20 protein-coding genes and 1 riboswitch are annotated in these 23,845 nt (G+C 32.3%); of the genes, 8 read left to right on the forward strand and 12 right to left on the reverse strand.

The genetic code is table 11. From position 1 onward, the window contains the following. The first annotated feature begins 1 nt into the window (after position 1). Positions 2 to 1,174, forward strand: a complete 1,173-nt coding sequence (gene nhaA / locus ACT53I_RS05145; RefSeq protein ID WP_476078740.1) for a Na+/H+ antiporter NhaA — start codon at positions 2 to 4, stop codon at positions 1,172 to 1,174. Between the two features lie 42 nt (positions 1,175 to 1,216). Here nhaA and namA read toward each other — a convergent pair whose 3' ends face one another. Continuing rightward, the gene (namA, locus tag ACT53I_RS05150) at positions 1,217 to 2,269 is read right to left on the reverse strand and encodes an NADPH dehydrogenase NamA (RefSeq protein ID WP_476078741.1); all 1,053 of its coding nucleotides are present in this window, start codon (positions 2,267 to 2,269) and stop codon (positions 1,217 to 1,219) included. 108 nt (positions 2,270 to 2,377) lie between these two features. Between namA and cdd the strand changes: the two genes are divergently transcribed. Together cdd and ACT53I_RS05160 are read left to right on the forward strand one after the other, a co-directional pair. Continuing rightward, entirely contained in the window at positions 2,378 to 2,857 is a 480-nt protein-coding gene (gene cdd, locus ACT53I_RS05155) for a cytidine deaminase (protein ID WP_069798332.1), read from the forward strand. A gap of 82 nt (positions 2,858 to 2,939) precedes the next feature. Continuing rightward, positions 2,940 to 3,146: riboswitch (cobalamin riboswitch) on the forward strand. Positions 3,147 to 3,261: 115 nt separating this feature from the next. After that, positions 3,262 to 5,178 carry a TonB-dependent receptor gene (locus tag ACT53I_RS05160; protein ID WP_476078742.1) on the forward strand — a complete coding sequence of 639 codons (1,917 nt, stop codon included), beginning with the start codon at positions 3,262 to 3,264 and terminating at the stop codon, positions 5,176 to 5,178. 61 nt (positions 5,179 to 5,239) lie between these two features. On the opposite strand, the gene ACT53I_RS05165 is transcribed toward ACT53I_RS05160, so the two are convergent. Further along, entirely contained in the window at positions 5,240 to 6,184 is a 945-nt protein-coding gene (locus ACT53I_RS05165; protein ID WP_476079380.1) for a YihY/virulence factor BrkB family protein, read from the reverse strand. Positions 6,185 to 6,277: 93 nt separating this feature from the next. Between ACT53I_RS05165 and rlmH the strand changes: the two genes are divergently transcribed. Beyond that, positions 6,278 to 6,751, forward strand: coding sequence for a 23S rRNA (pseudouridine(1915)-N(3))-methyltransferase RlmH (gene rlmH / locus ACT53I_RS05170; protein ID WP_476078743.1), 474 nt, complete (start codon positions 6,278 to 6,280; stop codon positions 6,749 to 6,751). 9 nt (positions 6,752 to 6,760) lie between these two features. Here the strand turns inward: rlmH and ACT53I_RS05175 are convergent, their stop codons facing one another. The 8 genes from ACT53I_RS05175 to ACT53I_RS05210 all read right to left on the reverse strand — a co-directional run bounded on the left by ACT53I_RS05175 (position 6,761) and on the right by ACT53I_RS05210 (position 16,730). Continuing rightward, entirely contained in the window at positions 6,761 to 7,336 is a 576-nt protein-coding gene (locus tag ACT53I_RS05175) for a phosphatase PAP2 family protein (RefSeq protein WP_476078744.1), read from the reverse strand. Beyond that, positions 7,336 to 7,695: a Sec-independent protein translocase subunit TatA/TatB gene (locus ACT53I_RS05180; RefSeq protein WP_069798325.1), complete on the reverse strand. Its 360-nt coding sequence runs from the start codon at positions 7,693 to 7,695 to the stop codon at positions 7,336 to 7,338. Before ACT53I_RS05180 ends, ACT53I_RS05175 begins: the two co-directional genes overlap by 1 nt. 32 nt (positions 7,696 to 7,727) lie before the next feature. Next, positions 7,728 to 8,975, reverse strand: a complete 1,248-nt coding sequence (locus ACT53I_RS05185) for a TCR/Tet family MFS transporter (protein WP_476078745.1) — start codon at positions 8,973 to 8,975, stop codon at positions 7,728 to 7,730. A 100-nt stretch (positions 8,976 to 9,075) separates the two neighbouring features. Beyond that, positions 9,076 to 11,967 carry a protein translocase subunit SecD gene (gene secD, locus ACT53I_RS05190; protein ID WP_476078746.1) on the reverse strand — a complete coding sequence of 964 codons (2,892 nt, stop codon included), beginning with the start codon at positions 11,965 to 11,967 and terminating at the stop codon, positions 9,076 to 9,078. Positions 11,968 to 12,130: 163 nt separating this feature from the next. Continuing rightward, positions 12,131 to 12,565 carry a hypothetical protein gene (locus tag ACT53I_RS05195; RefSeq protein WP_476078747.1) on the reverse strand — a complete coding sequence of 145 codons (435 nt, stop codon included), beginning with the start codon at positions 12,563 to 12,565 and terminating at the stop codon, positions 12,131 to 12,133. A 51-nt stretch (positions 12,566 to 12,616) separates the two neighbouring features. Beyond that, entirely contained in the window at positions 12,617 to 13,975 is a 1,359-nt protein-coding gene (gene hemN / locus ACT53I_RS05200) for an oxygen-independent coproporphyrinogen III oxidase (RefSeq protein WP_476078748.1), read from the reverse strand. Positions 13,976 to 14,117: 142 nt separating this feature from the next. After that, the gene (locus ACT53I_RS05205) at positions 14,118 to 15,134 is read right to left on the reverse strand and encodes a WD40/YVTN/BNR-like repeat-containing protein (protein ID WP_476078749.1); all 1,017 of its coding nucleotides are present in this window, start codon (positions 15,132 to 15,134) and stop codon (positions 14,118 to 14,120) included. 54 nt (positions 15,135 to 15,188) lie between these two features. After that, positions 15,189 to 16,730, reverse strand: a complete 1,542-nt coding sequence (locus tag ACT53I_RS05210; RefSeq protein WP_476078750.1) for an APC family permease — start codon at positions 16,728 to 16,730, stop codon at positions 15,189 to 15,191. A 208-nt stretch (positions 16,731 to 16,938) separates the two neighbouring features. On the opposite strand from ACT53I_RS05210, the gene pnuC reads away from it, so the two are divergent. From pnuC to ACT53I_RS05230, 4 genes are all read left to right on the forward strand, one after another. After that, entirely contained in the window at positions 16,939 to 17,601 is a 663-nt protein-coding gene (gene pnuC, locus ACT53I_RS05215) for a nicotinamide riboside transporter PnuC (protein ID WP_476078751.1), read from the forward strand. A 60-nt stretch (positions 17,602 to 17,661) separates the two neighbouring features. Continuing rightward, positions 17,662 to 18,447, forward strand: coding sequence for a diaminopimelate epimerase (dapF, locus tag ACT53I_RS05220; protein ID WP_476078752.1), 786 nt, complete (start codon positions 17,662 to 17,664; stop codon positions 18,445 to 18,447). 39 nt (positions 18,448 to 18,486) lie between these two features. After that, complete coding sequence (gene mltG, locus ACT53I_RS05225; protein ID WP_476078753.1) at positions 18,487 to 19,524, forward strand: endolytic transglycosylase MltG; 1,038 nt, start codon at positions 18,487 to 18,489, stop codon at positions 19,522 to 19,524. A gap of 139 nt (positions 19,525 to 19,663) precedes the next feature. Then, positions 19,664 to 22,189, forward strand: a complete 2,526-nt coding sequence (locus ACT53I_RS05230; protein ID WP_476078754.1) for a TonB-dependent receptor domain-containing protein — start codon at positions 19,664 to 19,666, stop codon at positions 22,187 to 22,189. 36 nt (positions 22,190 to 22,225) lie between these two features. Here ACT53I_RS05230 and ACT53I_RS05235 read toward each other — a convergent pair whose 3' ends face one another. Next, positions 22,226 to 22,663 carry an adenylyltransferase/cytidyltransferase family protein gene (locus ACT53I_RS05235; RefSeq protein ID WP_069798309.1) on the reverse strand — a complete coding sequence of 146 codons (438 nt, stop codon included), beginning with the start codon at positions 22,661 to 22,663 and terminating at the stop codon, positions 22,226 to 22,228. 32 nt (positions 22,664 to 22,695) lie between these two features. Beyond that, the gene (locus tag ACT53I_RS05240) at positions 22,696 to 23,844 is read right to left on the reverse strand and encodes a hypothetical protein (protein WP_476078755.1); all 1,149 of its coding nucleotides are present in this window, start codon (positions 23,842 to 23,844) and stop codon (positions 22,696 to 22,698) included. Between the last annotated feature and the right edge of the window lies 1 nt (position 23,845).

Here is a 23,845-nt window from a genome sequence, read left to right on the forward strand (position 1 = left end):
TATGCTGATTACCAATTATTTTAGAAAATTTTTCCAAATAGCTCAATCTTCAGGGAATTTATTGATTATCTGTGTCATCGTTTCATTAATGATTGCCAACTCTAGCTTAGGAGATGATTTTCAAAATGTATTAGATTATCCAATTGGACCTTATTCTACAAGTCTTTGGATTAATGATGGTTTAATGGCAATTTTCTTCTTATTGGTGGGTTTAGAAATTAAACGTGAACTCATAGAAGGAGAACTTTCTAGTCTTAAAAACGCTTCTCTTCCTATTTTTGCAGCGATTGGCGGAATGCTGGTTCCTGCATTAATCTTCGTATTTTTTAATTACGGAACAGAATACCAAAATGGATGGGGAATTCCTATGGCAACAGATATTGCGTTTTCTCTCGCCATTATTTCTATGCTGGGGAAAAGAGTTCCAGCTTCTGTTAAAATTTTCCTTACTGCATTAGCTATTGTAGACGATTTAGGAGCAATTGTTGTGATTGCGATTTTTTATACAGAGAAATTAGAATTCACTTATTTAGCTTTGAGTGGTGCCATTTTACTCCTTTTAATTCTTTTAAATTATTTCAAAGTTAAAAAGCATATTTTCTACATCATTCCAGGATTGTTTTTATGGCATTTTATGCATCACAGTGGTATCCATGCTACCATTGCAGGAGTTTTATTGGCATTTACCATTCCTACAAATGAAAGCACTACAGAAATCTCGCCTTTAGAAAAATTAGAAGAAAAATTACACTTACCTGTTAATTATTTCATCATGCCGATTTTTGCATTAGCGAATACTAATATTCAGTTTAAAAGCGGAATGATAGAGGGATTATTTAGCAATTTCGGCTACGGAATTATTCTAGGTTTAGTTCTAGGAAAGGTAGTAGGAATCAATCTTTTTTCCTTCATTGCCATCAAATTAAAGCTAAGTGATTTACCTAAAAAAAGCAATTGGTCTCAAATGATTGGTGCCGGTTTATTGGCAGGAATTGGTTTTACCATGTCTATTTTCATCGCGTTGCTTTCTTACAAAGGACACACCGAAATACAAGACGAAGCCAAATTTGCCATTCTGGTAGCTTCTGCTATTTCTGGATTTTCTGGTTATTTTTTACTGAAACTTTTAGCCAAAAAGAAAATTTCGGTTTCCGATTATAAAGAAAACATTTAAGCATAAAAAAATGGTTCCTAAAATATAGGAACCATTTTTATTTTAAGGTTTACCTCTTTCATATTGTGGAGGGAAGAAACTTAATTCATTATTTTCCCAAGAACTTTTTGCTACAAAATATGGATTTCTCAGAAGTTCTCTTGCTAACAAAATTACATCTGCTTCATCTTTTTGCAAAATTTCTTCGGCTTGAGTTGCATTGGTAATTAAGCCAACTGCACCAGTTTTCACTTCTGCTTCTTGTTTGATTTGATGAGAAAAAGGGACTTGATAACCAGAAAAAACATTGATTTTAGCACCAGAAATATTTCCACCGCTAGAAACATCAATTAAATCTACACCTTTTTCTTTTAAGATTTTAGAAAGCGCTACAGAATCCTCTACATTCCAACCGTTTTCAGCGTATTCTGTTGCAGAAATTCTTACAAACAAAGGAACATTTTCGTTGAGAACTTCATTCACAGCCTCTACAATTTCTAGTAAAATTCTCGCTCGGTTTTCTAAACTTCCACCGTATTCATCTGTTCTCACATTACTTAAAGGAGATAAAAACTGAGAAATAAGATAACCATGTGCAGCATGAATTTCAATCACATCAAAACCTGCTTTCACACTTCTTACTGCAGCTTCTTTGAAAGCGTTTACCAATTCTGAAATTTCAGATTTTGTTAAAGCATGAGGTGTTCTTTCACCTTCTAGATAAGGAATTTCTGAAGGTGCAACCGTAATCCAACCGTTTTCCTCTAAAGAAGTTTGTTTGCCATTCCAAGTAGAAGCTTTTCTACCAGCATGACCTAATTGAATCCCGATTTTGGTTTCTGTATTTTGATGGATGAATTCTACGATTTTTTTCCATGCTTCAGCTTGTTCATCATTCCAAATTCCGGCACATTTATCCGTAATTCTACCTTCTGGAACTACACCAGTAGCTTCTGCAATGATTAATCCTACTCCGCCAAAAGCGCGAGTTGCATAATGTACTAAATGAAAATTATTCACTACGCCATTTTCTGCAGAATACATACACATAGGCGCCATGACTACTCTGTTTTTTATTTCTAAATTTCTAAACTTAATTGGGGTAAAAAGTTTCATATTTATAAAATTAATTTGAGCCCAAATTTATCATTTTTACGCAGAAAATCACGATTAATTCTTTGGTTTCACAAAATTTTTGTAATTTTACTCTCCGATTTTTTTAAAATGGAAAAAGAATTAAGAATTAAATTTTCTCAAATAGAAAGAAACGAACTTTCAGACATAGAGAAAACCCTTCATGAAGCAGCTATCAATGCTAGAAAAAACGCTTATGCTCCCTATTCTCATTTCAATGTAGGTTGCGCAGTTCTTCTGGAAAACGGAGAAATTGTTACAGGTAACAACCAAGAAAACGCAGCTTATCCTTCTGGTTTATGTGCAGAAAGAGTCACAGTTTTTAATATAGGCGCCAATTATCCGAACGTAAAAATTAAAAAATTATACGTTATTGGTGGACCTTCTAGAGAAGAGACTTTTACTACTGCTACTCCACCTTGTGGTGCATGCAGACAGAGTTTACTAGAATATGAGACGAAGCAAAATGAGCCGATAGAAATTTATTTTTCTGGAATTGATGGAGCGGTTTATAAATGTGATTCAATTAAAGATTTACTTCCGTTCTCGTTTGATGCTTCTTTTTTATAAAATCTAAATAGAAAACCTTAGGGTTTTCTATTTTTTTTTGAAATATATAGACCAAAAATTTTCACAATTTCTGGTTTAAATGTACATTTGCATTGCTTTTGGTTTCCGATGTTTGTCGGAATTAAAATGGGAATTCGGTGAAAATCCGAAACTGTCCCCGCAACTGTAAATCGTGCTTCGGTGAAAATCGAAGGAATTTTTTGCAAAAAAAGCCATTATCTTATTTGAAAAGATGAGAAGGTGCAAAAAATGCGAAAGTCAGGAGACCTGCCAAAAACATTCATAATCAATACTTTCGGAGGAAAAGTAGAGAAATCCTGTAAAAAACGCAGTTCTTCTGTGGTTTTTCTTTATTTCTTTTCCAGAAAGTTATTGATAGCAGTCATTAACTTTAAAATTTAACAATGAAGAAAAACTTAATCTTCGCAGGAATGCTCTTTGTGACGGGAATTTCACAATTGTCAGCTCAAGAAAAAGAAGAAAAACTAATTCCAGAAGTTACCATCGCAGCAAAAGCAAAGCAGCAACTTCACAAAACTGGTAAAAATGTTCAACTCCTTACATCTAAAGATTTAGAAAAATTCAAAGGACAAAACGCCGCAGAAATCCTAAACCAAGTCTCTGGTTATCAAATTACTGGAAACTTCAACAATGGTCCAGAACCGAAGTCTCTAAAAATTAGAGGTGGAAAACTAGCCAACGTATTAATTCTAGTAGATGGAATTCCGTTAAAAGACGTTACCGGAAATGATTACAACGCTACAGACCTTAGACTTTTTGCTTCAGAAAATATAGAATCTATAGAAATTCTGAATGGAGCCTCTTCGGTTTTATATGGTTCTAATGCTACCGTTTCTGTGATTAATATTAAAACTAAAAAATCTTCGCAACAAGCTTTAGAAGGAAGAATTGGAGCGAGAATTGGAAGTTTCGGAACTTTCGGGCAAAATTTGAGCGCTCAAGGAAAAATTAATCAATGGAATTATCAATTTTCTGGTTCAAATGAAAAATCAGATGGAATTTCGGCAGCTCTTGGAGAAAATTTCGATAAAGATGGTTTTGAAAAGCAAAATGCAAATGCTACTGTTGGTTACACCACTCAAAATTTCAATGTAAATGTAAACGCTGGTTATCAACATCATTATTATGATTTTGACAATGGCGCTTTTGATGATGGAAAATACAAAGGCAATGACACGCAAAAATTTAGCGGACTCAATGCTCAATATTCATACGACAAAGGAAACATCACTTTTAATTCTAGAATTTCTGCGAATGAAAGAATCGTGAGAAACCTCAATAACAATACCTATCAAGATCAATACAGCTATCAAGGTCAAAATATTTTTGCAGAATTGTACAATCAGACTCAATTTTCAGAAAATATCAATTTAGTAGCGGGAATTCAGTATGAAACTCAGAATTTAGGTTCTAAATCTTTACCTTGGGGCGGAACTTCTATGCAAAATGTATTGACTCTTGGCGAAACCGAAATCAGTAATTTTGATGTTTTTGCCAATGCAAATTTAGCCTATCAAATCTTTCATTTGGATTTAGGAGCTCGATTGAACAATCATTCTAAATATAACAATCACTTTGTTTACAGCGTAAATCCATTTATTTTAACTGATTTAGATGACAAATTCTTAAAAATAGGCTATTCTTATGCTACTGCATTTATCGCACCTACTCTCTATCAATCTTATGGTTCATTGCCTTATGTTTTGCCAAATTTTGATTTAAAACCAGAAACCAATGCTTCGCATGAATTGGATTTCAGTTTTGGAAAGAAAGACAGAACTTTTGTGGTAAATGCAAGTGTTTTCAGCAGAAAAGAAAAAGATGTTTTCGTGTATAACATTGTAGATTTCAACACTTATGCTGGGAAATTTTTAAACGTAGAAAGCAATAAAGTAAAAGGTGTAGAATTAGGAGTTCAATATCATTTTAATGAAAAAGTAAATGTAGGTGGTAATTTCTCTTTCGCTGAAAAAGACAATCCTGCAACAAGATTGCGCTCACCAAAACAAAGAGCAAATGCTTTTTTAGAAATTTTACCGATTAAAAACAACAGAATCAATATTTCTTATCAATATACATCAAAAAGAAATGATGCGTACTTTGATTCAACCGATTACAGTACAAAAAACGTAGAATTAGAAGCGTTTCATTTGTTTAACCTGAATATCAATCAGAAAATCACCAAATCTTTAGATACTTATTTAAATGTAGGAAACGTATTGAATACCAGTTATACAGATGTCATCGGTTTTACCACAAAACCTAGAAATATAACTTTAGGAGTAGAATATAAATTTTAAGGATTAAATTTTTATTCCACTTGTGTTTCGAGCTTCAGCAATTTATTTGCTGAAGTTTTTTTTATGATTTTTTATCAGAATCTAATTTGATAGTATGTTCAGAACTTGCTTCGGGTAAATTTTCGATTTCTTGGTGATATTCTTCTACTTCGTGTTTCATTTCATCTGCCAAAATTTTCTCAATTCTGAGTTTTCTGATAGCAATATTCAATTCATTTCCTAAAAGAAGTAAAATCACATTTAAATTCACCCAAACCATTAATAAAATAATCGAACCAATAGAACCGTACAAAACATTATATCTGGCAAATTTACTTACATAAACCGCAAAGAAATACGTAGTAATCACAAATACTATAGTGGTGAAAAATGCACCAGGAAGCGCTTGTCTAAATCTGGCAATCTTGGCTGTTCCTACCCAATAAAACAAAGCCAACAACAAGAAATAAAACAATGGAAAGGAAACAAAACCAATGATTTTAGATAAATTATCTACAAACCAAGAAATATCATATTGTGGCGTAAAAAGTTTGAGAACGACCTCAGAATAATACACGCCGAAAAGTGCTAAAAAGATTATGGCAATAAAACCAATCGTGATAAAAAAAGACAAAATATATTCGTAAACGTCTGTTCGTTTTTCTTCAGTATGATCATTAAATCCATCAATCAAAGAAAAAGTTCCGTTGGTCGCAAAAATCAAAGCAAAAATAATCGTGAAATTACTGATGCTCTTCATATTCGGAACGATACTTTTGGTAATGTAATTCGTTACATCTGCATGCATGTGCGCAGGAAAAACATTATGCATCAATACTTCGAAAATATAAAACTGAAGCTTATCATAATGCGGTAAATAGGGCAAAATGGAAAGCAAAAACAATAAAAACGGGAATAAACTTAAAAAGAAACTCCACGAAATGGCAGAAGCTTTCGCGATTAAACGGTTTTTAAAAACTCCTCTTACATAGATATTAAACATTTCCCAAAGAGAAATGCCTAACATGGGCAAATGTATGCCATCTAAAAAACGATGAATTTTTCTAAGGAAAGTAGGAAGTTTCAAATTCGTTATTTTATATTTGTACAAAGATAAGGAATGAAAATTAATTTACTCTGCATAGGCAAAACTGACGATAAAGAAATTAAAAATCTCATCAATTACTATCTTACAAGACTTCCTAGACATTGGAATTTCGAAATTACAGAAATTCCTGATGTTAAAAATGCTAGAAATCTCACACCTGATTTACTTAAAAAAGAAGAAGCTAAATTATTCCTCAATATTATAGAAAATACAGACTTGGTAGTACTTTTAGATGAAAAAGGAAAACAATTTACCAGCAGAGAGTTTGCCCAAAAATTAGATTCTTATCAAAACAATTCCATCAAAAAAATCTGTTTTTTAGTGGGTGGAGCTTATGGTTTTTCAGAAGAAATGTATCATAGAGCAAACGAAAAAATTTCTATTTCTAAAATGACTTTTACGCATCAAATGATTCGATTATTTTTTGTAGAACAGATTTACCGAGCAGACCAAATTCTACAAGGAAAACCGTATCATAATGATTAAAGTTATGAGTTATGAGTTATAAGTTGTAACTTCTGATTTTTTGATGACTTTTTTTGCTAAAGTTCCAAAGAATAAAGCCAAAAGAATTCCCATAATTGCGCCTATGATTATGTCTCCAGGAAAATGCATTCCGAGATATACTCTACTGTATGCAACAATAGCTGCCCAAACAAATAGAAAGTAAGGCAATTGCTTTATTTTTTTGCCTAAAAGCATGGTAAGATAAGTCGCTACAAAAAAAGAATTAGATGAGTGCGCAGAATAAAACCCGAATTTCCCACCGCATTTTACTTCTCTCAACAAACCTTCTAATGATGGATCATGACAAGGTCTTAATCGTTCAAAACCAAATTTAAAAATATTGGCGATTTGGTCAGAAGCTGTAATTCCTAATGCAACAAAAAGCAATATGTAGAACAATGATTTTTTATTGAAATTTTTATACAGAAAATATAAAAAAATAACATAAAGCGGAATCCAAAACCATTTTTCTGAAACCAAAATCCAGAACGGATCAAAAGTAGAACTTCCTAGATTGTTTAGGAAAATCATGGCTTGCTTGTCTTCTAAAATAATTTCTTCCATTATCTTGAAACCGGGCCTTGATATTCGTCGCTCAATTTATTGATTTCTTCTTTAGATTCTTGAATTAATTCATCAGAAGATTTCCCTTCGATTTGTTTTCTTAAATCTAATTCTTGTTTTATTTTTTCGGTAGGATCGTATTCTTGAGCCGCTTTTTTTACTTTTTCTATTTCACGCTTTATTTCCGAGACTGGATTATCTGTTTCCTTCATGATTTCCGATTTCACATCTTCCATCGCATCTTTCATTTTACGCACTCCTTGTCCTAATCCTCTTGCAATTTCAGGGATTTTATTAGGTCCAAATAAAACGACGATTACCAAAGCAATCATCAGCATTTCTCCAAAACTTAGTTCCATTCTGCAAATTTAAATTATTAATTAATAATTATTTACTTTTTTCTGTGAAAAACGTAATAAACAAAATAAGCACTCACTGCCATTAACACAAATCCTAGGAAAAATGGCGCTCCAGAAAACTGAAATGGTGGTTTTAATTCTAAGGTTAAAAGATTAATTTTGGCATCTGGATGAGTGAAAAAATAGAAAATCTGAGTCATCAGAAGCGGTCCAATAATAGACGTAATGCTGATGACACTTGTTAAAGCACCTTGCAAATCACCTTGTTCCTTAGGTGAAACTTTAGATGAAATAACGGATTGTAAAGCTGGCCCTGCAATTCCACCTAAACAATAAATGGCTAAAATTGCGTACATCATCCATTCTTTTTGAGCAAATGCAAAAAGCAACATTCCGGTGCAATAAAACATGATACCGTATAAAATACTTCTTTCACTACCCAATTTAGGATGAACCTTTCTAATTAAAAAACCTTGAACAAAAGCGGTAAAAGCTCCCATAACACCGAGAGAAATCCCTACTGTTTTTTCGTCCCAGGCAAATTTGTACATGGTAAAGTATGCCCAATTGGTTTGTACCGCATGACTCGCCAAATACACCAAAAACCAAGCAATGAAAAGTTTTAAAATTTCAGGATGTGTTCTTACTTTTAATAATGAACCCACTGGATTGGCTCTTTTCCATTCAAAAGGTCTTCTGTGCTCTTTCCCTAAACTTTCTGGCAATATAAAATATCCGTAAGCGAAATTCACCAAACATAAAACAGCGGCTGCATAAAATGGAACTCTAGAACCGAATTGTCCTAATAATCCACCAATTACAGGTCCAATGATAAATCCTAAACCAAAAGCGGCACCTATCATTCCAAAATTTTTAGAACGATTGCTGTCATCTGAAATATCTGCAATATACGCTGAAGCGGTAGTGATACTTGCACCCGTAATTCCAGAAAAAATACGACCTACAAATAGCCAAAAAATAGTTGGCGCCCAAGCTTGAATAAAAAAGTTAATAGAAAATCCTAAAAGTGAAAATAAAATAACAGGTCTTCTCCCATATTTGTCACTCAAATTACCCAAAACTGGCGCAAAAAGAAATTGCATGAAAGCATATAAAAAACTAAGCCAACCACCATATTTAGAAGCTTCGCTTACATCTCCATTAATCAATTCTTCTATTAATTTAGGAACTACTGGGATTACAATTCCCCAACCTGTAATATCAATGATTAAGGTGATAAATATAAACCAAATGGCAGCTGTCTTATTCGAATTTTTCATACAGAAAGCGAAGATACATCTTTTTCTATTTTCTATAAATTTTTTAACTTTTATATATCAGTTTATCTCATAAAAAAAGCGCTCTTTCGAGCGCTTCTATTTATTTTTCTGTGGTTGTTCTTTCGTGTGGAGCTTCTTCTTTTCCTGTTTTTAAGAAATCGTATGCAATTGCTGATGCAATGAATACGGAAGAATAAGTTCCGAAGAAAATACCTAAGAATAATGCGAACATAAATCCTTTTAAGTTATCTCCTCCGAAGAAGAATATAGCCATAATTACTAATAATACAGTAATAGAGGTGTTGAAAGTTCTACCTAGTGTACTAGAAATAGAGTCATCAAACAATCCTGCTAGAGTAAGAGATTTTTTCTCTCTTAAATATTCTCTAATTCTATCGAATACAATTACGGTATCATTTATCGAGTAACCGAGTACTGTAAGAATCGCAGCGATAAAGTCTTGGTTAATCTCCATGTTGAATGGCATGATATTTTTAAAGAATGAGAATACCCCAAGAATGATAATTGCATCGTGAGCTAATGCAGCTACCGCACCTAAAGAGAATTGCCACTTGTTAAATCTTAATAAGATATAAATGAAAATTCCTAATAAAGATGCTAATACTGCATAAGTACCACCTGTTTTAATATCATCTGCTACTGTAGGTCCAACTTTAGAAGAAGAAACAATTCCTAATTCTGCACCATGAGCATCTTTGAAATCTGCTAATGTAGTATTTGGAGATAAGAAAGGTTTTAGACCTTCGTATAGTTTTTTCTCGATATCTTGGTCAGCTTCGATTGATTCATCATCAATTTTATAGTCAGTTGTAATTTTCAACTGGTCTGCATTACCAAAAGTTTTAACATCTACCGCTTGAGATTCGCCATTTAAAACAAATACTTTTGCAAGAGATTCATGAGCCTTAGAAGCTTCTACATCTTTATCAAATCTTACTACATAGCTTCTACCACCTTTGAAGTCTACCCCAGTTTTGAAACCATAGTTGAAAATTGAGAATAAACTCGCAACAGTAAGAATTGCAGAAACGATGTAAGAATATTTTCTTTTACCGATAAAATCAATCCAGATATTTCTGAACCAGTTTTTAGTAATCGGAGTCCAAACAGAAAGTCCTTTTCCTTTATTTAATCTATGGAAAATCATTACTCTAGATAACAATACAGAAGTAAAGAAAGTCATGATAAGACCAATACCTGTAGTTACCGCGAAACCTTTAATAGGTCCTGTACCAAAGATAAATAATACCAATGCTGTCAATAACGAAGTAAGGTGACCGTCTACAATTGCATTTAATGCATGTTTGAAACCGTCTGTATATGCTTGTTTAATAGATTTACCAGCAAATAATTCTTCCTTAGTTCTTTCGTAGATGATTACGTTCGTGTCTACCGCAATTGCCATGGTTAATACAATACCTGCAATACCAGGAAGGGTAAGCGTAGCATTGATAGAGTCCATAATTCCGAAAAGGTAGAATAGGTTAAATATCATTGCTATAATTGCATAAACACCAGCACCACCGTAGTAGAAAATGATATATGCTACAATAATTAAGAATGCTATAAAGAATGACCAAAGTCCTGCAGAAATAGATTCTTGACCAAGAGAAGGTCCTACTACATCAGCCTGAACTACTTTAGCAGAAGCTGGTAATTTACCTGCACTTAATACGTCTGTAAGGTCTTTAGCTTCTTCTTGAGTAAAGCTTCCAGAAATCTGAGATCTACCAGAAGGAATTGGCTCATTTACATTTGGAGCAGTGTAAACAATATTATCTAAAGTTACTGCAACTGGTTTTCCTACGTTTTTCTCTGTAAGTGTTTTCCAATCTCTAGTACCTTCAGTATCCATTTGCATGTCTACTACAATTCTACCAAGATTATCATAGTTAATTCTAGCAGTTTCTACAGCACCATCTACTGGAGCTTTTTGATTGATATTACCTCTGATAGCATAAAGAACTAAATTATCTGGATCAGCAGCATCTGGCTTGTATCCCCACATAAATTTAGTAAACTTAAGGTTTGCTGGTCTTAGTTTTATTGCAATTTCGCTATTCAGAATTTTGTTCATTGCTGAAGTATCAGAAAGCTTGATATTACCTACACCAGCTTGTCTTAATGTATTCAGCTGAAGCATGTTGATTAAATTAGTGTTTTTAGCAACACCAAGAGAATCTGCTTTTGCTGGAACAATTTTAGATAGAGTTTCTAGATAAGGAGCAACTTCGTTGATTTGTTGTACTTCCCAGAACTGCAATTTAGCAGAAGTAGAAAGCATTTTTTTCACTTTGTCTTTATCTTTAATACCTGGCATTTCTACCGCAATTCTACCAGTACCTGGAACACGCTGTACATTTGGTTGTACCGCTCCCATTTTATCAATTCTGGTTCTAATTACTTCGAATGCAGTTCCTACAGAAGCATCAATTTTATTTCTAATAATAGATTTTACTTGCTCATCTGTAGTATTGAATTTAATTTGACCACTTAATTTTTGAGTTCCAAAAACTTCTGGGCTAGCCAATTTAAGACCAGCTTTTTTCTCTTGATTAACCAAGTCAAACTGAGTGAAAAAATCTTCAATATAAGGTTTTGTAGACTGTTTCTGAACTTTGTCAGCTCTGTCTAGCGCTTCTATAACGATAGGATTAGTAGAATAATTAGTTAAATCATTTACTAAATCTCTTTGGTTAATTTCTAATAGAACGTTAATACCACCTTTTAAGTCCAAACCAAGCTTCATTTCTTTCTGCTTAGCTTCAGGATAGTTCAGTTGAGTGAATCCTAAATGGATGGTATCTTTAGAAAGACGCGCAATTTCTTTATTATATTTTGCTTCGTCTTCACCAGCAATAGCTTTGGCTTCGTTTTCTATTTTACTTGCATACCAAGTTGGCAACAACTCGTTGATACAAATAAGCCCAAGAACAATCGCTACAATCGTAATAAGTCCTTTTCCTTGCATTGTTTATAGTTTACAACATTTAAAATTATAGTCGGCAAATATAATGATTATCAGTTGAAATAAAAATTTTGTAGGTATGATTTTTTGATAAATAGCAAAATAAAAAAATCTTTGATAAATCAAAGATTTAAATATATGTTAATCAAATAAATTAAATTAAAGTTTACCTCTTGTTTTTATCCCATTCTTTAAGCAAATCTTCAAAAAATGACTTCACTTCAGTTTTATCACCTTCTACACTTATTTTAAAAGAAGTACCATCTATTTTGCTAATCATTAAATATGGGCAATACGTTAATCCAGCGTTGTAAACAGTGTCAATAGACTTTATATCTTTGTAAAATGCAGAATTAATTACATTTTTACTTTCATCTTCTTTATCAATCCAATATTTTGCAACCCTTTTATTCGTAAAAAAATTTCCTGAATTTTCCTTTCTATACTCTGAATAAAACTTAATAATTTTTTCATTTTCATCTATAAGATTTAAATCCTGTATTAAGCTAATATCAGATTTATTCAAAGTATCATTAGTTTCTATTTTATTACAGGAAACTAACAGAACTAGAGAAACAAATTTTATTAAAAATGATTTCATAATATAAAATTTCTCTCCCAATCTAGCACTCTAAAATTCTCCCACTAATAATTAAACCGTCATCGAAAACAATCTGGTTTCTGGCATTTTTCTCATCATTCTTAAGTCAAAAGCCATGGCAACATTTCTAGTGAAAACCCTACCTTTTTCAGTAATTTTTACGGTATTTCTAGAAATTTTCACCAAACCATCTTCTTGCATTTCTTTTAGTTTTTTCAATGCTTCAGGTAATTCTTCAAAAGAATTTTCGGATGTAAAAGTGGTTTCTAACTGGCACATTAAATTGAGAATATGTCTTCTTAACTTTAAATCTTCTTCGTTTAAAATATGACCTTTTACCACAGGAATAATTCCCTCTTCTACTCTTTTTTGATATTCTTCTACCGATTTTTCGTTTTGAGCAAAAGCATACCAAGAATCCGAAATCGCAGACATTCCTAAACCTACCATCAATTGAGTATTACTTGAAGTATACCCCATGAAATTTCGGTGTAATTTTTTATGAATTAAAGATTGGTACAAATCATCTTTTTCGAGTGAAAAATGATCCATTCCTACTTCTATATAACCTAATTCTTCTAACAGTTTTTTGCCATTTTCGTAGAGTTTACGTTTTTCTTCGCCACTTGGCAAATCATTTTCGTCAAAACCACGTTGACCAACTCCTTTTATCCACGGAACATGAGCATAAGAATAAAACGCCAGTCTGTCTGGTTTTAATTCCAAAGTCTTTCTGATGGTAAATTCCATTGCATCCCAAGTTTGGTGCGGTAAGCCAAAAACCAAATCGTGAGAAACACTCTTATAACCAATTTCTCTAGCCCATTCTGTAACGTTTTTCACATTTTCGAAAGGCTGAATTCTATTGATGGCTTTTTGAACTTTTTCATCATAATCTTGCACTCCGAAACTACATCTTCTAAAACCTAAATCAAACAAAGTTTGCAAATGTACTTTTGTAGTATTGTTTGGGTGACCTTCGAAAGAAAATTCAGGATTTTCGGCAATTTCTACGGTGCTAAAAATTCCTTCTAGTAAAATTCTCAAATTTTCTGGTGAGAAAAAGGTAGGAGTTCCACCACCGAGATGTAATTCTTTAAGTTTTGGTTTTTCTTCAAAAAGATTTAGATAGAGATTCCATTCTTTTAAAACACTTTCTAAATAAGGTGTTTCTACAGAATGTTGTTTAGTTATGCGTTTATGACAAGCACAAAAAGTACACAATTGCTCACAAAAAGGAAGGTGAATGTAAATAGAAATTCCTTCTTGAGCATTGCTATCGTTGAAAGACTGAATAACAGTTTTTTGCCATTGCTCAGAAGTAAAACCATCATTATCCCAATAAGGAACGGTAGGATAAGAAGTATATCTAGGTCCCGGAATATTATATTTATCGATTAAAGAATTCATTTTTTGGAAATTTTAAATTCTAAATTTTAGATTTTAGAATTGCAAAAATAAGGTTTATTTAGTCATTTCTAACAGACAACTTAGATAACGTTTATTAATTTTATGAATATCTTCTGTAAAAATCTGTGAAATCTGTGGGAAACTATTTAAAAATTGCCTTCAAAATTCTATTTTTTCCTGCAAAAACGAGGCTGTTTTCATCTAACCATTCGCAAACGTAGAGATTTTTTTCTTGTGAAATTATTTTCCAAGTTTTTCCATAATCGCTAGAAAATTCTATATTTTGGTCTCCCACCGCAATAATGTCTTTACCTTTAGATTTCGGACGAATTTTAACACACGTTTTATATCCTCCATTTTTTCCAGAAGCTTGAATTTGCCAGGTTTCGCCACCGTCTGAAGTTGTAGCGATATTATTTACATTATCTGATTGTTGGGTATAATCACCGCCAACTGCAACCCCGAATTTCTCATCATAGAAATCAATAGAATAAATTCCTGTAGACGATTTCCCGTTGACAAAAGGCGTATCGTAAACATTCCAAAAATAAGGTTTATCCCAATTGAATTTAAAAATTCTAGAAACGGTTCCTCCTGTTGCAATCCAAACGGTATTTCCTTTCATTGCAATATTGGTATTACTCGCTGCAAAATGCGCTTCACCTTCTTGATATTTCGGCATAATTCCGCCTTCGTTTTTATAATTTTTGCTCGAAATAATTCTAAAATGAGGTTTTCCTTCTTTTCTTGGGTCACTTATTGCCAATCCTCTTCCCTTTTCATCAAACATAAAAGCGTCATAAAATGCAGTTTTTATGGTATCGGTAAAAACTTCTTCTGCCGTAAAAGTACTTTTGGTAATTTTATAAAAAGTCGCAGGACTTTCAATGTTTACGGTGTAAAATAAATCGTCTGTTTGTGCCAAAGTTCTGAATTGAAGATTAGCATCTGATAATTTCATTTGCTTTCTAATCGTTGGTTCTTTCAAATGAATGTAGCCAAACTTAGAATCTGTAGCGGCGTAATACACTTTGTTTTGCCAAATCTGAATTGCTCTTACACTCATGTTATAATTATCTGCTAAAGCCGAAAATTCTAAACTTTGAGCCATTATAAAAGCATGAGCCAATAAACAAAAGGTGAATATTAATCTTTTCATTTCTACTTTTTTACAAAAATAAAAAATCCCACCAAACAGTGGGATTTAAATTTGTTAATCTTTATTATCAATATCGATTTCTATTTCTTCTAAAGGCTCTTGTTCCGCTTTGAAAGTTTCACCGAAACCACCATTTTGAAGTTTAGAATTTTTTCTACTGTACAAGAAATAAATCACAAAACCAAACAATAACCAAATAGCTGAGTACGTTTGTGCTTCTATACTTAAATTAATAATCAAATAAATATTAATTAAAATTCCTAAAGTTGCAATTACTGGCAATGCAGGAACTCTAAAATTTCTTTGAAGATTAGGTTGTTTTACTCTCAAAACCCAAACCGCAACACAAACCATCGTAAACGCGAAAAGCGTCCCGAAACTTGTCATGTGTGCTAAATCGTTAATAGGTGTAAAAGCTGCAACTACAGAAATAACTCCACCAAGAATCATTAAATTTTTACTTGGAACACCTGTTTCTGCATTTACTTTAGAGAAAGTCCTAGGAATTAAACCGTCTTTAGACATTCCTAAGAAAATTCTAGATTGTCCCATAATCATTACCATCAATACAGAAATAAGACCTACTGTAGCAGCAATCGTGATGATGTATCCTGCCCAAGCTTGACCAGCAATATCAAACGCATAAGCTACTGGAGCTTTAATTGCATCTGGATATTTCCCTAGTGGATTGAAATCTGAATAATGCATCATCCCTGTTAAAACCAATGAAACTAAAATATACAATAAAGTACAAATTAATAAAGAAGCAATAATAGCAAATGGTACATCTTTTTTAGGATTAATCGCTTCACCAGCTTGTGTAGAAACTGCATCAAAACCTACATAAGCAAAGAAAATTGCAGAAGCTCCCGCTATAATTCCGGCATAACCATAAGCACTGTGCGAAACTCCGTTTTCAGTAATCACCGTTGGTTCTGGAATAAAAGGTGTCCAATTGGCTGGATCAATGAAAAATGCACCTGCTACAATTACGAAAATAATCGCAGCTACTTTTAGCATTACAATAAAATTATTCGCTTTTGCAGCACCTTTAGTTCCTCTCAATAAGATAGAAATTACTATTAAAACGATGAAAAACGCTGGTAAATTCATAGAAAAACCTGAGTTTCCTGCTGCTAAATATGTTTGAGGATCGGTAGTTAACCAAGCTGGAAGATGCAAGCCAAACATTTTGAGCAATTTCCCAAAATATCCTGACCAAGAAACCGCTACCGTCATAGAACCCATTGCGTATTCTAGTATCAATCCCCATCCAATAATCCACGCAAAAATCTCTCCTACTGTTCCATAAGCATAAGCATAAGCAGAACCTTCTACGGGTAGAATTGATGCAAATTCTGCGTAACACAGTGCTGCAAATACACAAGCAATTCCCGCAATTACGAATGAAAGTGCAAGAGCTGGACCTGCATTATAATATGCACCAGTTCCTGTCAATACAAAAATACCACCACCAATAATGGCTCCAATTCCTATGGCTGTTAAACTCCATTTTCCGAGAACTCTCTTCAGCTGACTCTTTTTGATGTCTGCCTCATAAGCTTCCATCGGCTTTTTAATCCAAATATTCGACATATTAAATCAATTTTTTACATTTTAGAATTCACGAAAATATAAATTTTTTAGAAGTATTAAGAACTTTTATTCAATTTTTTAACAGAGATTGTAGATTTCCGCAAATAATAGCTTTGAAAGATTATCATTTTTTTATTTGTTTTTTTGCGAATCTTTAAATTTTTAATTCCGCGCTTATTTTCTAAACGAAATCTTTATCTTTGAAACAATGAATTTGTACGAACTTTTTTTCAAACCTTACGAAACCTACACCAATTTTCAGATTTTTCTGGAAGCAACGGCAGCTATTTTCGGATTGCTGAGTGTTTATTTTTCCATCAAAAAAAATATTTGGGTCTATCCTACAGGTATAATTTCTACGGCTCTTTATGTCTATATACTCTTTAATTTTGGGCTTTTAGGAGATGCAATGATTAATGTGTATTATACGATTATGAGCATTTATGGCTGGATTCTTTGGTCAGCGAGTTCAGAAGATAATATCCACGTAGAAGTTTCGTGGGCAAACTTTAAACAATGGATTTTTGCCACAGTTTTATTTGTCTTCAGTTTAGGATTAGTCACCGTTATTTATTATTACAAACCCGCAATTGACAATCATTTTTCTACCGAAAATGTAAATTTAGGTTTACATCATCTCGATTGGGCAAATTGGTTAGATGTATTCACCACTTCTATATTTTTAGTAGGAATGTGGTTTATGGCAAAGAGAAAAATAGAAAACTGGATTTTTTGGATGATTGGCGATTTTATTTGCATTCCGATGATGCTCTACAAAGGATTAGGAATTACTTCGGTACAATATTTGGTTTTTACAGTAATGGCTTATCTAGGATATTTAGAATGGAAAAAATCAATCAAAAAAATGTAAAAATTCTAATAATCTAAGATATATTTGCAAACTTATTCATTATTTCAATTTTAAAAATTAATGACAACACTAGATTTTTATAAATATCAAGGAACAGGAAACGATTTTGTGATGATAGACAATCGTGACTTGAGTTTCCCAAAAGATACAGAAATCATCAAAAATCTCTGCGACAGACGTTTCGGAATTGGCGGTGATGGACTTATTTTACTAGAAAATACATCAGAAGGAGATTTCAAAACAGATTTCAAAATGGTGTATTACAATTCAGACGGAAATGAATCTACCATGTGTGGAAATGGCGGAAGATGCATTGTGGCATTTGCCCATTTTCTAGACATTTTCGAGGATAAATGTACTTTTATCGCTATAGATGGTTTACATGAAGCCGAAATGAATTTCGGAACGGTTAAACTGAAAATGATAGATGTAGAAAACATTAAAAACATTGATGAAGATTTTGAACTCAATACAGGTTCTCCTCATTTTGTGAAATATGTAGAAAATCTAGAAAATTTTGATGTTTACAACAATGGTTATGCTATCAGAAATTCTGAAAGATACGCTCAAGAAGGCATCAATGTTAATTTTGTAGAAAAAACGGATGAAAATAAAATCTTCGTGAGAACTTATGAACGTGGTGTAGAAGACGAAACCTACAGTTGTGGAACTGGTGTAACTGCTTGTTCATTGGTTTATATGCTTCAAAATCATGTAGATAAAGTAGAGGTGAAAGTTCTGGGTGGCAATCTAAAAGTATACGCAGAAGAAGCAGAAAACGGTTTTAAAAACGTATGGCTAGAAGGTCCTGCAAAACAAGTTTTCAAAGGAAAAATCAATCTGTAATTCTCATCATCTTCAAATCTCAAAATAATTAAAAATTATATGAAAAAAGGATGTTCTATCATCGCTGTTATTGGACTAATCGTTTTTTTGGTTGGCGGATACTTTGCATTTAATTTTTTGAAAAAATATAAACTCGGGAACGTAGCAAAAGAAGGCTATATTCTCGTTCCGACGGGTGCAAATTTCGAACAAGTGCTTGATTCTATTTCTCCCTATCTTAAAAATAAAGAAAGTTTCAAAGAAGTAGCACTCAAGAAAAATCTTGACCAAAAAATTAAGCCTGGTCGTTATAAAATTGAATCAGGAACTGATAACACAGACTTGGTAAACATGATTAAGGCTGGAAACCAAACAGAAAGCAGTTTCAGAATTGGAGATTTCAATGATGTTTATCAAATGATAGGCAGAGTTTCCAGAAAAACGGAAGCAGATTCTTTAACTTTTGTCAAAGAATTCAATAAAATAGCAGTTTCGAAAGGTCTTAACAATGCCGAAGACTTAAAAAAATACTTCTTTGCAGATACTTATCAATTCTTTTGGACCGTAAAACCTGCAGAATTTTTTGAAAAATTCGAAAAACAATATCAAGAATTTTGGAACGAAGAAAGACTTGCCAAAGAGAGAAAACTCAACCTTTCTAGAGAAGAAATTTATGCACTAGCTTCTATCGTTTACAAAGAATCTGGCGGAAAAACAGACGAGCAAAAAACCATTGCAGGATTATACCTTAATCGTGTAAGAAAAGGAATGAAACTACAATCTGATCCGACTGTAATTTACGCTATCAACAAAAAAAACAATTTTACTCAAGATATCAAAAGAGTGCTTTACAAGCATCTTTCCTTCCCTTCTCCTTACAATACTTATGCAGTAAAAGGAATTCCACCAGGACCAATTTGCGTGGTTGACAAAAATTCTGTAGACGCTGTTCTAAACGCAGAAAATAACAATTACATTTTTATGTGTGCAGACCCAAAAAGAATGGGTTATCATAAATTTACAGACAATGATGTAGAACATGCAGCCAATGCAAAAGCTTATCAAGATTGGCTAAATTCTAAGAACATCACTCAATAAATTAACAAAATTTTAACTTTATTTCATTTAACATATTAAAGATTTCTGCGTCTAATTCACAGAAATCTTTTTATTTATTAAAAATTAAAAAAAATAATCTGGAGCGAAAATTAGCTTCACAACACAAAAATTAATGAAGATGATTCAAACAGAAATTCTAAATTTAATTACCAAAAAAACACTAGGGTTAACACTCGTTCTTTCTGCTGCTGCAATTGCTTTTGCACAAGAAAAACAACAAATTTCAGGTAAAATTGTAGATGCACAAAACAATGCCGTTCCTTATGCTTCTATCTCTTTTAGCAATAAAACTGTAAAAGAAAATGCTGCGCTTTTTAGCGATGCTACTTTAACCGATGAGAAAGGAAACTTCACTATTAATCTCATTCCTGGAAACTACGAAATTACCATTGATGCCGTAGATTTCAAAAAATTAGTGGTAACAAAAAGTATTGGACAAAATCCTAATTTAGGAAATATCAAAATAGAATCTGAACAACAAGTTACCAACGCTAAAACCAAAGATATAGAAGGCGTTACTCTTACCTCTACTGCAAAACCATACAAAGTAGAATTAGACAAAAGAACCTATGATGTAAGTGCTGACATTACCACAAAAGGTGGAAATCTTCAAGATGTTTTACAAAACGTACCTTCAGTTTCAGTAGAAACAGACGGAACTGTTTCGATGAGAGGAAACTCTAACGTAAGATTCTTAATTAATGGCAAACCTTCTTCTATGCTAGGAATTGATGATAATGCAAATGCACTTCAATCTATTCCTGCCGACCAAATAGAAAAAATAGAAGTGATTACCAATCCTTCATCTAAATTTGAATCTGCGGGAACTGCCGGAATCTTAAATATTATTCTTAAAAAGACTAAAAAAACTGGTTTTAATGGTAGCGTAGAAGGAACTCTTGGTTATTTACCAACTACTCGATTAAATACTAATTTAAGCTGGAGAAAAGGAAATTTAACATACTATCTAAATGGTGGTGGTAGCTATAATGAAGGAAAATTTACTTCGAGAAATGACTACGCGCTAAATACCAATGTAATATCGCCAATTGCGGGAACCCTTCTTGACTCTCACCAAGAAAGTGAAACCAATAATTACAACAAATCTTACAACGTAAATACTGGTTTATCTTACGACATCACTCCTAAAACTACAATTAGTTCATCAATCATGTTGAGAGGTTCTAACAGTAATAATGAATCTGATACTGATTATGATGAGAATATCTATGACGGAAACACAAGTGTTTTACAAAAAACCAATCGTAATAGTGATGGAAAAGGTGAAAACTTGTCATTTCAAGCAGATGCAGGTCTTGACCATAAAATAGACGACAAAGGTCAATTGATTTCATTTGCTGCTAGTTTCCAGACTTCCAATAATGATAGTAGCTCTGATATTAAAGAAACTACTTCTAACAATGCTAAGAGCAATGATGTAAGTGTTCAGAATTCTAAAAACAGAACCATTCTCCTAAAAGCAGATTACGAATTGCCTATTGGTGAAAAATCTAAGATAGAAGCTGGAGCAAGATATGACGCCAACAAAAATGATTACGACTACGAAGTGACAAGAAGCATTAATGGAGGCACAGCAGCTATTTTACCTTTATATACAAGTTTAACTACTTATGATGAGAAAATTTCTGCAGCTTATACTCAATTTAAGAGTAAAATCAGTGATAAAATTTCTTATCAATTAGGTTTAAGAGTAGAAAATACGAATATTGATTTAAGTTTTGACAGAGCAGATGGATTGAATAAGCAAGTACCAAAAGATTACACCAATGTATTTCCTACAGTTTTCTTAAGTTATGATATTTCTAAAAATAATCAATTCTTATTAAATTATACCGAGAGAATAAGAAGACCAAGATCTTTCTTCCTTATTCCGTTTATGTCTTTGAACAATAACAGAAACTTATTTGAAGGAAATCCTGATTTGAACCCATCTATAGTACATTCATATGAATTCGGGTATAGTTTACAAAAAAATAAATTCAGCATTACTCCTACTTTATACTATAGAAATACAGTAGATGATATTAAAATGTATCAAGAAAGAACACTTGACGCAAACAATAACACCGTTATTACCACAAAACCTATAAACTTAGGAACAGAACAAACCTATGGTTTAGACCTTAATGCAAGTGTAGACATTACCAAATGGTGGAAAGTAATGGGTAATTTAGATTTATTCGGTTATAAAACTGAAGGTAAATTTCAAGGAATAGATTATTCAGGTGATGGCTTCTCTTCTAGAGTAAGACTTACCAATACTTTCAGACCTGATAAAAATACAAGTTTCCAAATTCAATCTTTCTTTAGAGGAGGACAAAAAACTGCAAGCAACGAACAGAAAGCAATGTATGCTGTAAGTTTAGGCGCCAATAGAACCATTTGGAAAGGAAACGGTACACTAAGTTTCAATGTACAGGATATTTTCAATACCAGAGCAAGAGAAACTGCATTTACCACAGAGACGTATACCAACTCTTCTTATATGCAAATGATGCCAAGAACATTTACCGTATCATTAAGCTACAGATTTAAACAAGGAGAAAAAGTAGAAAGTCAAAAACGTAAAAAAGACATTAACAATAATGACAACGGCGGCGATGATCAAATGCCACCAATGTAATAAAAACAAAATCCGAGAAAAATTTCTCGGATTTTTTTATTTATCTAACTTCGCTTTTTCGGCTTCGTAGATTCTTTTTCTTAAATCTGTGGAAGAAAATCGGTGGTCTCTTTTATTGTAATAAATTTCAATTCCTTTTTCTTCGCAATATTGTCTTCCTGTGAAATCTTTGTCTTTATATTCATCTCCAATAATTCTCACATCAATAACAAAAGACCTCAAAATATCTTCTAAATCCTGCTCTGTGTAATATGGAACGATTTCGTCAACTGCATTCACAGCTTTTAGCTGAATATAGCGTTCTACAACCGTTTGAGTAGGTTTATTTTTAGTAGGTCTGTCATAAGCTGGGTCTAATTGTAGCCCAACAATCAAATAATCGCAAACCGTTTTTGCTTCTTCTAACATCTTGATATGACCTGCATGAAGCAAATCAAATGATGAAAAAGTGATTCCTATTTTTTGAGTTTTCATAGTCAAATTAAATTTAAAAAAATTAGAAAATTTTATTTTTTAGTGCAGTATTTATCTAAAGCATCAAAATTCATGGCATTTCTATCTCCAAGAAAAACTGCTAATTTTAAATCTGAACAGATTTTATCTTTTTCAATTTCTGGGATGATAACTTCTTTTTTAGAAGCAATAATAGTAACCTCAGAGTTTTTCAATAATTCTCTTCCTCCTAATTCATATTTTCTAATTCTTGCAAAAGCTCTATTAGTAATCGCAAAAGTGTAATAAGGTTCTATTTCAATAGCTTTATCAAAATCCTTTATAGCCTCATCAAACTTCATTTGATTGAGCAACATGGTACCTCTAGAAAAATAAGCATCTTTAAAATTAGGACTTGCATCAATTAATTTAGAAAGAATTTTAATTGCAGATTTTTCATTTTCATTTCTATATTCTTCATTAGATTTTTTCATTTGAGAATCTAATTCCGCAAATTTAGAATCTGGTAAAATCTTTCCATCTATTATTAATTCATTTCTGTCTTCATTTCCATTAGACATAAAAGTAATAGATTTATCTACCATTTTTCCATTCTTAAAAATATTACGTTGCTTCACCTTACCGTTAGGATAATACATTTCCCAAACTCCTTCTTCTTTTCCGTTAATAAACTCACCTTTTTGTTTTAAAGAGCCATCTTCATAAAACTCTTGTTCAAGACCATTAGGAATAGAATTTTTATAATATCTTTCTAAAGAAACATTTCCATTCTGAAAATACATTTTTCTTAAACCATCAAGTCTTCCATTCAATAAATTTCCTTCTCCTTGAATTCTTCCACTGTAATAGTAATCTATAAATTTTCCACTATAAATTTTATTATTATAATGCCAAATATTTCCATTTAACATTTCCATATTTCTTGTAGTCGGAATTTTTTTCAATTCATCGGAACGTTTTTTAAATTCTTTTGTAAAAATATAAATAACTCCATCGAATTTTTCTAAACCATTTTTCTTAAGAGAATCCTTATTTTTAACAATATTTACCTCTTCTATATCATTAGAATTTATATCATTTCCTCTTTCCGGATCATTAATAACTTTAACATTATCAATTACATAAAGAACATTTTCATTTTGTTCTTGAGCAAATGATTTAAAGAAAAAAAATAATAGTAATAAGAAGATTCTCGGTTTCATA

Source organism: Cloacibacterium sp. DMC96 (genome assembly GCF_056313765.1).